Here is a 10,657-nt window from a genome sequence, read left to right on the forward strand (position 1 = left end):
TCCCCCTGGAGCGGCTCGACCACGACGGCAGCCGTCTCGTCGGTCACCGCGGTGGCCAGCGCTGCGGCGTCCCCGAACGGCACCCAGGTCACGTGGCCGGGCAGCGGCTCGAACGGCTCGCGGTAGGCAGCCTTCGCGGTGAGCGCCAGCGCGCCCATGGTCCGGCCGTGGAACGCGTTCTCCGTGGCCACCACGTGGGTGCGCCCCGTGCGCCGCGTCAGCTTGAGGGCGGCCTCGTTGGCCTCGGTGCCCGAGTTGGAGAGGAACACCCGGCCGTCCACGCCGAGCAGGCCCAGCAGGCGCTCGGCCAGCGCGATCTGGGGACCGCTGGCGAAGAAGTTGGACACGTGGCCCAGTGTCGACAGCTGCGCGGTCACAGCCTTGACGAGCGCCGGGTGCGCGTGACCGAGGCTGTTCACGGCGATGCCACCGAGCAGGTCGACGTACTCCTTGCCGTCGGTGTCCCACACGTGGGCACCCTCACCGCGCTCGAGCAGCAGCTGGGGCGTGCCGAAGGTGTTCATGAGAGCAGCGCCGTAGCGCTCCTGCCAGGTCATGCCACGACCTCCTCGGAGCCGTACGGCTTGCGAATCTTGGTCGCCACGCCAGGGAGGACCTGGGTGCCGACGCCCTCGTCGGTGAAGATCTCGAGCAGAACGGCGTGCGGCTCGCGCCCGTCGACCACCGTGGCCCGCGGCACGCCGCCGACGACGGCGTTGTAGCACGCCTTCATCTTCGGGACCATGCCTGCGTCGAGCGTCGGCAGCATCTCGGCCAGGCTCTCCGGGCTGATCTCCTGGATCACGTCGTCGGAGTTGCCGTAGTCGCGGTACAGGCCCTCGACGTCGGTGAGCACGAGCAGCTTGTCGGCACCGAGCGCCGTGGCCAGCGCGGCGGCGGCCGTGTCGGCGTTGACGTTGTGGACGAGGCCGTTCACGTCGGGCGCGACGCTGGAGATGACCGGGATGCGGCCGGCCTCGACCAGGTCCTGGACCGCCTCGGGACGGACCTGCGCGACCTCGCCCACCAGGCCGAGGTCCACCTCCTCGCCGTCGACCACGGTGTTGGTCGCCTCGGCGGTGAAGAGACCCGCGTCCTCACCCGACAGCCCGACCGCGAGCGGTCCGTGGGAGTTGATGAGGCCGACCAGCTCGCGCTGGACCTGGCCGACCAGGACCATCCGTACGACGTCCATCGCCTCCGGCGTGGTGACGCGCAGGCCGCCGCGGAACTCCGACTCGATGCCGAGCTTGTCGAGCATCCGGTTGATCTGTGGGCCGCCGCCGTGGACCACGACCGGCTTGAAGCCGGCGAAGCGCAGGAAGGCGATGTCCTCGGCGAACGCCACCTTGAGCGAGTCGTCTGTCATGGCGTTGCCGCCGTACTTCACGACGATCGTGCGGCCGTGGTAGCGCTTGAGCCACGGCAGTGCAGCGGCCAGGGTGGCGGCCTTCTTGGGGTCGGGCCCGACGGGGCTCTTCTTGTCAGTCATGAGCTGTAGGCACTGTTCTCGTGGACGTAGGCGTGGGTCAGGTCGTTGGTCCAGACGGTGGCGCGGGCGTCGCCGACCTTCAGGTCGACGGTCACCGTCACGTCTCGGCCGGTCAGGTCGACCTCGGCGGGGTCGGTGTGCGGGGTCGAGTTGCGGCAGACCCACACGCCGTTCATCGCGACGTCGAGGTCGGCCGGGTCGAACGCCGCCTGCGTCGTACCCACCGAGGCCAGCACCCGGCCCCAGTTGGGGTCGTTGCCGAAGACGGCGGCCTTGAAGAGGTTGGAGCGCGCGATGCTGCGCCCGACCTCCACGGCGTCGTCCTCGCTGGCCGCGTTGAGCACGGTGATCGCGATCTCGTGGTCCGCGCCCTCGGCGTCCTTGAGCAGCTGCATCGCGAGGTCGGTGCACAGCTGGGTGAGCGCCGCGGTGAAGTCCGCCAGCGGCGGGGTGATCCCGCTGGCGCCGCTGGCCATCAGGGTGACGGTGTCGTTGGTGGACATGCAGCCGTCCGAGTCGAGCCGGTCGAAAGACACCCGGGTGGCCGCCCGCAGGGCCTGGTCGAGGTCGGCGGCCGGGACGACCGCGTCGGTGGTGATGACCACGAGCATCGTGGCCAGGGCCGGGGCGAGCATGCCCGCGCCCTTGGCCATGCCGCCGATGCTCCAGCCCGCGCCCTCGACGACGGCCTGCTTGGAGACGGAGTCCGTGGTCATGATCGCCGTCGCGGCGTCGGGGCCACCGTCTCCCGAGAGCGCCGCGTGCGCGGCGTCCACGCCGTCGAGCAGGTTCTGGCGGGGGTTGGCCAGCCCGATCAGGCCGGTGGAGCAGACGACGACGTCGATCGCTCCGATGCCGACCTTCTCGGCGACGCGCTCGGCGACCGCGTGCGTGGTCTGGAAGCCGTCGGCGCCGGTGTAGCAGTTGGCGCCGCCGGAGTTGAGGACGACGGCGCGCACCACACCGTCCTTGACGACCTCCTGGCTCCACAGGACCGGGTTGGCCTTGCAGCGGTTGGAGGTGAAGACGGTGGCCGAGTCGTACGTCGGGCCATGGTTGACGACGAGGGCGAGGTCCTTGGCGCCGGTGGACTTGAGCCCGGCGGCGACGCCGGCGGCGGTGAAGCCGGCAGGGGTGGTGATGCTCATGGGAGGCCTTTCAGGAGGTCAGGCGGGAACGGCGGGGGCAACGGTGTGCCCTCGTCGTCGCCATGCCTCGGCCGCCTTCTCGGCGCGCTCCTTGGGCACCAGGATCCAGTCGGTGTCGTACGTCGACAGGGTGAAGACGCTGATCTCCTCCTCCGCCAGCGGGGTGAGGAGGCTGACCAGGACACCGGTCAGCGCGAAGTCGAGCGGGCCCACCACGGCGAAGGCGGTGAACGACCGCTCGTGGGGAACCTTCTTGGGAACGTTCCGCGCGGCGCACACGACGGAGGTCTCGGCGGCGGTGGCGGTGACGGAGAAGATCGACGAGGACTCCGCCCAGGCCGGGATGGGGGCCCCGGGACCGAGGCGAACCACGGCCAGCTGCTCGGGGTACTGCTCGATGGTGAACTGCTGCTCGGTCATGGCGCCAACCCCACGGTGGAGAGTCCGGTCGCCTCGGGGAGTCCCAGGGCGATGTTCATGCACTGCACGGCCGCTCCGGCCGTGCCCTTGGCGAGGTTGTCGACCACGCCGACGGCGACGAGGCGTCCTGCGGCCTCGTCGACGGTCACCTGCACGTGCACGGCGTTGGAGCCGAGCACGGACTGGGTCTGGGGCCACACGCCCTCGGGGAGGACGTGGACGAACTGCTCGTCGGCGTACGCGTCGAGGTACGCCGCCCGCGCCTGCTCCGCGGTGACCGTGCCGGCCAGCGGCGCGGAGACCGTCGCGAGGATGCCGCGGGGCATCGGGACCAGCAGCGGGGTGAAGGAGACCTGGACCGGCGCCTCGGTGACGCGACTGAGGTTCTGCACGATCTCAGGGGTGTGCCGGTGGACTCCCCCGACGCCGTACGCACTCACGTTGCCCATGGTCTCGGACCCGAGCAGGTGCGGCTTGGCGGCCTTGCCCGCGCCGCTGGTGCCGGAGGCGGCCACCACGACGACGTCGGGCTCCACGAGGCCGGCGGCCACCGCGGGGGCGATCGTCAGCGTGGACACGGTCGGGTAGCACCCGGGCACCGCGAACCTGCTCGCGCCGTCCAGCCGGGCGCGCTGCCCGGGGAGCTCGGGCAGACCGTACGGCCAGGTGCCGGCGTGCTCGCTGCCGTAGAACTCCTCCCAGGTGGCGGCGTCCTCGAGGCGGAAGTCGGCGCCGCAGTCGATCACGACGGTGGAGTCGGGCAGGGCACTGGCGATCTCGCCGGACTGCCCGTGCGGGAGGCCGAGGAAGACGACGTCGTGCCCGGCGAGGGTCTCGACGGTGGTCGCCTCGAGCACCCGGTCCGCCAGGGGAACCAGGTGCGGCTGCAGCCGACCGAACGACTCCCCCGCGTTGCTCCCGCCCGTGAGGGCGCCGATCTCGACACCGGGATGCCCCAGCAACAACCGGGCAACCTCACCCCCGGCGTACCCGCTGGCGCCTGCGATGGCGACCCTGACCTTGCTCATGTGCATGAGTATACATGCACATGCATGGTCATGACTACGTGGTCCCGATGCCTCAGCGTGTCTTCCTGACACGCAACGTGAGCATCGCGGAGACGGGTCCGGTGTTCCATCCTCCCACAGCGGACACCCGGACGCGGAGGACGGTTCCGGGACGTACGGAGAGTCTCCGCGAGGTGCCGCTGGTGAGCATGCTCCGGACGCGAGTGACTCCCCCCAGGCTCTGCACGGAACGGACGCGGTACTCGCACGCTCCGGGGACCGAGGACCAGCGCAGCCGCACGCTGCGCCCCCGGGCCACTCCGGACAGGGCGGGGCTGCCGGTGACCCTCCGGCCCGCACGAACGACGAGCGGCGTCGAGGCCATCGCGTCAGGCGCCCTGGTCCAGCCCTTGCGGGCCAGCACGCGGAACTCCTCGCGGCGGCACTCGGTCAGACCACCGATCGTGGCCTGCGTCCCGTGCCACTGCTCCAGCAACCGGTGCCACGTGCCACCAGCCGTGCGGCGCCACAGGTCGTAGTTGGTGGCGCCCGGCGGAGCCGACCAGGACAGCGACGCGGACGAAAGACCCGGTGTCGACCTCACCACCGGCTGACCGTGCGGCCCCTCGGGCGGCAGCGGGCGGCCGCGGGGATAGGCGGACCCGACACCGAGCTCGGCCAACGCGTCAACCACGGCGGCCGCGACGTGCACCTGCCCCGGCGTGTTGAGGTGCACGGGGTCCCACGTGAATCCGTCCTGCTGCTCCGCGGTGCTCGTCACGAAGCCGTCGGCCGCCCGCGCAACCACCACCTGCCACGACGCCGTGCTCCACCCGGGCGCCGTGGCTCGGAGAAGCTCGTTGTAGGCGAGGGCATCAGGATTCGTCGTCCAGGTCAGCTCGGTCAGCACGACGTCCGTGCCGGGAGATTGGGCCTGCGTCGCGGAGACCCAGTCGTGCGCCAGCCCCAGGATCTCGGAGGGACTGCGCCAGAAGCCGTTGAGGTCGTTCGTCCCGAGCTGGACAACCACGACGTCGGGCGCGAACTCCGCCACCACCGCCGCCCGGTCGTGCTTGGGCTGCGTGTAGGAGTCGCCCCACGCACCGGCGTGGTCCTGGTCGAACGCAGGGTCGGCGTAGACCGCTGGCCACGTCAACGTCACCCACGAGTCATGGGGCGCCGTCCTCGGCCCCACGAAGTCCACGTCCACCCCGGACTCGTCCAGCGCACGGGCGGCGAAGTAGCGCCAGCTGTAGTCGCCGGCGATCGAGATCGTCAGCGAGTCACCCACCGCCAGGATGCGCACGGGCGCCTGTTCGGCAGCGGACACCGGCGGAACGCCGGCAGCGAACACCAGCAGCAGTCCCACCGTCCAAGTGGCCGTCGACCCGCGCACCCCGTGCACGCCTCCACGATAGCCCTGGCGTCCCGCCGGGGACCGGGTCTGTCATCCGGTCCCCGGCGGTCGCGCAACTGCTCGGCGACTCAGCGCTGGACGGCGCCCACCTTCTCGGCGGCAGCGGCGACGGCCGCCTCGCGGAAGGACGCGGTCTCCTTCTCCGTCAGCGTCCGGTCGGCGGCACGGAACCGCAGCGCGAACGCCAGCGACTTCTTGCCCTCACCGATCTGCTCGCCGGTGAAGACGTCGAAGAGGCGGATCGACTCCAGCTCGTCGCCCGCACCGGACCGCAGCGCGGCCTCCACGTCCGCGGCGGAGGTGCCCGCGTCGACGACCACGGCCACGTCCTCCTTGGCCACCGGCTGGGTGGAGAAGGAGGGGGCTGGGCGCAGGTGCACGGCCTTGGCCGCGACCACGTCCAGGTCGACCTCGGCAGCCACCGAGCCCCGAGGGAGCCCGTACGCGTCGCAGACCTTGGGGTGCAGCTCACCGGCGTGACCGATGACGTCACCGTCGATGCTCAGCTCGGCGCATCGGCCGGGGTGCCAGGGCGCGACGTCGGCGCCGGCGGCCGTCACCTCGAGACCCACCGACTCCGCCACCGCACGCACGGCGTCCACCGCGTCGTACCACTGGACGCCACGACCCTCGCCCCACCAGCCGGAGCCGTCCGCCTCACCGACGCCCACGAGGGCGAGGTGCAGCGGCTGGGCCGGGAGACCGGCGTCGAGGGCCGCGAACTCCTCGGCGGAGGGACGGCGGTCGACGGGGAGGATCGACGTGCCCGACCCGGACGGCACGGTGACCGTCGCGGTCTCGAAGAGCCCGAACGAACCGGCTCCGAGCCCGACGTTGCGCCCGGCCGTCTTGAGCAGCCCGGCCAGCACCGTCGTGGTCATGTACGGAGCCTCGCTGCTCAGCGGGTTCTCCAGACGCAGCGCATCGCGTCGCTCGTCGTCGGCTCCGATCAGCTGGGCGTCGAAGTCCGCCTCGCCCACGAACGGGAAGGTGATGACCTCGGTGAAGCCCTCAGCCGCGGCAACCCGGGAGAAGCGTCGACGCAGCTCCTGGATCCGGGTCAGGCCGCGCCCGGCCGGCGGGACGGGGAGCACCGAGGGGACCTTGTCGTACCCGACCAGACGGATGACCTCCTCGGTCGTGTCCTGGGGGTCCGTCAGGTCCGGGCGCCACGGCGGCGGCACCACGCTCAGCGTGCCGGTGCCGGTCACCTCGCACCCCACGGCGCGGAGCGCCTCGACCGCGACGTCCTCGGGGATGTCCATCCCCGACACCTCGGCCGCCTTGGAGCCGCGCACCGTGATCGTCGGCACCGCCGGTGCGGTGCCCACGACGGTGACGCCGGGGTCGGCCGTGGCGCCGCCGTGCTCGACGAGGAGCTCGACGACACGGTCGGCCGCAGCCTCGCAGATCGTCGGGTCCACGCCGCGCTCGTTGCGCTTGCCGGCCTCGGAGGAGATCTTGTGGCGCTTGCCGGTACGGAACATCGACACCGCGTCCCAGTGGGCCGACTCCACCAGGATGGAGGTGGTCGACTCCCCCATCTCGGTGGTCTCGCCGCCCATGACGCCGCCCAGACCGATGATGCCCGAGTCGTCGGTGACGACGAGGTCCTCGGGCGACAGGTTCCGCTCGGTGCCGTCCAGCGTGCGCAGGGTCTCCCCCGCCACCGCTCGACGGACCACGATCGGCCCCTGCAGCTTGTCGGCGTCGTAGCCGTGGATGGGGCGACCGGTCTCGAGCATCACGTAGTTGGTGATGTCGACGGCCAGCGAGATGGAGCGCATGCCGGCCGCCGCGACCCGGTCCGCGATGTACTGCGGCGTGGGGGCGGTCGGGTCGAACCCGGTCACCTTGCGCGCGACGAACACCGGGCAGCCCACGGTGTCCTCGAGCACGACCGGGTGCCCGGCGTCGTTGGCCGCCGGGGTGTCGCGGAGCGCGGGGTCGCGGAAGTTCGAGGCGCCCTCGACCGAGACCAGCACGTCGCGGGCGATGCCGCGCAGGCTCAGGCCGTACGCCCGGTCGGGGTTGACCTCGAACTCGATGATCTCCTCGTCGAGACCGAGCACGCCGCGCACGTCCTCGCCCGGCTGGCCCGCGTCGGCGGGCAGCACGATGATGCCGTCGTGGTCCTCGCCGATGCCGAGCTCGCGGGCCGAGCAGATCATGCCGGCCGACAGGTGGCCGTACGTCTTGCGCGCGGAGATCTCGAAGTTCCCGGGCAGCACCCCGCCGGGCAGGATCACCACGACCAGGTCGCCGGGCTCGAAGTTGTGCGCGCCGCAGACGATGCCCTGGGGTTCACCGGTCCCGTTGGCGTCACCGACGTCCACGGTGCACCAGTTGATGACCTTGCCGTTCTTCTGCGGCTCGGGCTCGCGGGTCAGGACCCGGCCGATCACCAGCGGACCGGTGATCTGGGCGCCGGGGCTGTCGATCGCCTCGAGCTTGAGGCCGGTCATGGTGAGCCGACGGGTCAGCTCGTCGGTGGTGACGTCCGCGGGGACGTCCACGTACTCCTTGATCCAGGAGACAGGTGCCTTCATCGTTCGTCTCCTCTCAGATCTCGGTGCCGAAGGCGGAGCTGAACCTGACGTCGCCCTCGAAGAGCGGGCGCAGGTCGTCCAGGCCGTGGCGGAACATGAACGTGCGGTCGATGCCGAAGCCGAACGCGAAGCCGGAGTAGACCTCGGGGTCGATGCCGCAGGCCACCAGGACGCGCGGGTTGACCACACCGCAGCCGCCCCACTCGATCCAGCCCTCGCCACGGCAGGTGCGGCACGAGTCGGAGTCCTCGCCGCGGCACACGAAGCACCGCAGGTCGACCTCCGCACTGGGCTCGGTGAAGGGGAAGTACGACGGGCGGAACCGCGTCGTGATGCCCTCGCCGTACAGCTGCATGGCCAGGTGGTCGAGAGCGCCCTTGAGGTGCGCCATCGTGATGCCCTCGTCGACGACGAGGCCCTCGACCTGGTGGAACATCGGGCTGTGCGTGGCGTCGTACTCGTCGGTGCGGAAGACCCGACCGGGGCAGGCCACGTAGATCGGGGGCTTGCGGGTCAGCATGGTGCGGGCCTGGACCGGCGAGGTGTGCGTGCGCAGCACCACGTGGTTCTCGGCGGGCACCGTCCAGAAGGTGTCCTGCATGGTGCGTGCCGGGTGGTCCGGGCCGAGGTTGAGGGCGTCGAAGTTGAGCCACTCCGCCTCCACCATCGGGCCCTCGGCGATCTCCCAGCCCATCGCGACGAAGATGTCGGCGATGACCTCGGACTGCAGGGTGATCGGGTGGCGCGAGCCGCGGCGACGTCGCGTGCTGGGCAGCGTGACGTCGACGGTCTCGGTGACGAGCATCTGCTCCTCGTGCTCGGCCTCGAGCACGACGAGCCGCTCCGCGAGGGCCTTGTTGACGGCGCCACGGGCCTGGCCGACGCGCTGGCCGGCCTCCTTGCGCGCCTGCGGCGGCAGCGCGCCGATCTCACGGTTCGCCAGGGCCAGCGGGGAACGGTCCCCGGCGTGGTCGAGGCGGGCCTGCTTGAGCTCGTCGAGGTCGGTGGCCGCGGCGACGGCGGCGAGGGCGGCGTCGCGGGCCGCCTCGATCTCCTCGGGCTTCAACTCGGTCACCTCGACGGGGTCGTAGTCAGTGTTGGGGCCGGACATGGCTCCCTTTCCAGCGGCGTGCACGGACGCCGCAGATTCTAGGGTCTTCGGTGGCGGACGAACTCCCCGGACCCGGCGATGACGAGAGGCGGGCGCCTGCTCAGCCAGGCGCGCTCAGACCCCCGAACCCGCCACGGGCCCGGGGCGGCTAAATCGCCGAGGCTGCCTCACGCCTTCATCGTACGCCGCCGACCGGGTGCCGCGCGCGGCGGCGCCCGGTCGGCGGGGTGGGCAACGGGTGGCCGTCAGGGCCGCGTGGTGCGGCTGGGCGAGAACGTGCCGTTGCTGCAGTCGGCCGGTCCACCGGCGAGGAAGCTGGCCGCGGCCCGCTCGCCCCGACGGGTGCCGAGCGTCCAGCCCGTACCGTCGTGTGCGCCCTCCGACCACGACGATGCGGACAGCGCGCAGAACGCGAGGTCGTCGGGCAAGCGGGTCAGCACCACCTCAGCCGCGTCCCCGGAGAGCTGACCCAGGTAGTACGTGTCGATCTTGCCGGTCTGCTCGTACCGGTCGATGTTGCGGCCGGCGACCCACCCGTCGACGTTCACGACCAGCAGGCCCAGGACCGCGACCACTCCGGTGGCCAGCGCGACCCGCGGCACCCAGCGGGTCGCCCGCCGCAGTCCGAGCACCATCACCGCGACCACGACCAGGGCCAGCCACGACTCGAAGACGATGACGAACACCCGCAGCACCGTGAAGCCGTACGCGTCCTGGTAGAGCCACATCCGTCCCAGCGCGGTGGCCGCGACCCCGAGGGTGAGGACGCAGAGCAGACCAACCGAACCGAGCAGCCAGCGCCGGTCGGTGGAGGCGGTGCCCGCGTGCCGTCCAGCGGCCCACACGACCACGAAGGCGAGCAGGGTCACCACCACGAGCTGGCCGAACCCCTGGTGCACGTACTCGCCGTAGCTGAGCCCGGCGGTGCGCTGAACGTAGTCGTGGCCGCCCAGGACCACCGCGCCCTGCGTGGCCAGGAAAGCCACGAACACCAGGTCGACGAGGACCACCGGCACCAGCCACTCCCACCGGTTGCGGGCGGGCCGTGCCACCCCTGCCCCGGCGTCGACGTGGGCGGGGTTCCGGGCCAGGTACGCGGCCCCCAGGGTCATCCCGAAGACGGCGACGCTGACGAACGCACGGGCCACCGTCTCGTCGAACTGCCACGACGGCACCAGACGGTCGACCCACTGGGCGAAGACCGCGTCGGCGGCCGCGAACAGCAGGCCGAAGACGAGCACGGCGAGGACTGAGAGCGCCGCGGTCCGCAGCAGGGCAGCCGTGTGCGCGCCCCGACGGGTGCGCAACCGCAGCGTCCGCCCCAGCCACGGCAGGCCCCGGATCCCTGAGAACGGCCAGGCGACACCGGACAGGAAGATGCCGCGCAGGGTCCGGGCGTCGGTGAGGCCCGCGAGGAAGGTGCCAGCGGCGACGAAGACGCCGAACATCGCGAGGGCCGCGTTGCCGCGCACGGCGAGCAGAACCACGAGTGCACCGGCGGCCAGGGAGCACG

General features: G+C 71.7%; 9 protein-coding genes. All 9 read right to left on the reverse strand.

All coding sequences use genetic code 11. The annotated features are described in order from the left end of the window. The coding region (locus ACI379_RS08905) for an aminotransferase class III-fold pyridoxal phosphate-dependent enzyme (RefSeq protein WP_439791731.1) at positions 1-557 on the reverse strand (557 nt) is incomplete at its 3' end. Beyond that, positions 554-1,492 (reverse strand): acetylglutamate kinase, encoded by a 939-nt coding sequence (argB, locus tag ACI379_RS08910; protein WP_439791732.1) that lies wholly within the window; start codon positions 1,490-1,492, stop codon positions 554-556. The genes argB and ACI379_RS08905, both read right to left, overlap by 4 nt. Further along, positions 1,489-2,640: a bifunctional glutamate N-acetyltransferase/amino-acid acetyltransferase ArgJ gene (gene argJ / locus ACI379_RS08915; protein ID WP_439791733.1), complete on the reverse strand. Its 1,152-nt coding sequence runs from the start codon at positions 2,638-2,640 to the stop codon at positions 1,489-1,491. The genes argB and argJ overlap by 4 nt, the downstream gene beginning before the upstream one ends. Before the next feature lie 18 nt (positions 2,641-2,658). Further along, positions 2,659-3,060: an ACT domain-containing protein gene (locus ACI379_RS08920; RefSeq protein ID WP_439791734.1), complete on the reverse strand. Its 402-nt coding sequence runs from the start codon at positions 3,058-3,060 to the stop codon at positions 2,659-2,661. Beyond that, positions 3,057-4,094, reverse strand: coding sequence for an N-acetyl-gamma-glutamyl-phosphate reductase (gene argC / locus ACI379_RS08925; protein ID WP_439791735.1), 1,038 nt, complete (start codon positions 4,092-4,094; stop codon positions 3,057-3,059). The genes ACI379_RS08920 and argC overlap by 4 nt, the downstream gene beginning before the upstream one ends. Before the next feature lie 46 nt (positions 4,095-4,140). After that, complete coding sequence (locus tag ACI379_RS08930; RefSeq protein ID WP_439791736.1) at positions 4,141-5,436, reverse strand: SGNH/GDSL hydrolase family protein; 1,296 nt, start codon at positions 5,434-5,436, stop codon at positions 4,141-4,143. A 116-nt stretch (positions 5,437-5,552) separates the two neighbouring features. Beyond that, positions 5,553-8,033: a phenylalanine--tRNA ligase subunit beta gene (pheT, locus tag ACI379_RS08935; protein WP_439791737.1), complete on the reverse strand. Its 2,481-nt coding sequence runs from the start codon at positions 8,031-8,033 to the stop codon at positions 5,553-5,555. Between the two features lie 13 nt (positions 8,034-8,046). After that, entirely contained in the window at positions 8,047-9,144 is a 1,098-nt protein-coding gene (gene pheS / locus ACI379_RS08940; RefSeq protein WP_439791739.1) for a phenylalanine--tRNA ligase subunit alpha, read from the reverse strand. 245 nt (positions 9,145-9,389) lie between these two features. Further along, positions 9,390-10,657: DUF4153 domain-containing protein (locus tag ACI379_RS08945; protein ID WP_439791738.1), on the reverse strand; the 1,268-nt coding region annotated here is incomplete at its 5' end.

Source organism: Nocardioides sp., from assembly GCF_051876515.1.
In the GTDB taxonomy this organism is placed as follows: domain Bacteria; phylum Actinomycetota; class Actinomycetes; order Propionibacteriales; family Nocardioidaceae; genus Nocardioides.